At 55.6% G+C, this 446-nt stretch carries 1 protein-coding gene; it reads right to left on the bottom strand.

The genetic code is table 11. The annotated features are described in order from the left end of the window. Positions 1-36 precede the first annotated feature (36 nt). A partial coding sequence (locus U5798_RS36950) for an IS3 family transposase (RefSeq protein WP_322084891.1) occupies positions 37-446 on the bottom strand: 410 nt, incomplete at its 5' end.

The following is a 446-nucleotide window of genomic DNA, read 5'->3' as shown; positions in this document are numbered from 1 at the left end:
TGAACTGAACCCCAGAAGTTGGACGGTTCAGGAATGCTAGGCCAGCCGGGGCTGGGTTCTGTATTGAACAGGACTCAGCCCTTTTAGCTTCAGCCGGATACGTTCGTGGTTGTAGTAATGGATGTACTGCTGGATTCCGGCCTGCAATTGTTCGACGCTGTCGAACTCGTTCAGGTGGAAGAACTCGGCCTTGAGGGTACCAAAGAAGCTCTCTATGGCGGCGTTGTCCAGGCAGTTGCCTTTGCGTGACATGCTCTGGCGAACGGCGCGCTGATCCAGCAAGCGACGATAGGCTGGCATCTGATACTGCCAGCCCTGATCGGAATGCAGCAACGGACGTTCGCCGCGCGTCAGCCTTGAGAAGGCCTTCTTGAGCATGCTGCTGATCAAATCGAAGCTCGCTCGGGTAGCACTGTGCCAGGCGATGATTTCGCCGTTATACAAGT

The sequence above is a fragment of the Burkholderia sp. BCC1972 genome (assembly GCF_905339605.1).
GTDB lineage: Bacteria > Pseudomonadota > Gammaproteobacteria > Burkholderiales > Burkholderiaceae > Burkholderia.
The sequence above is the reverse complement of the archived record's forward strand: the minus strand, read 5'-3'. Positions and strand labels throughout refer to the sequence as shown.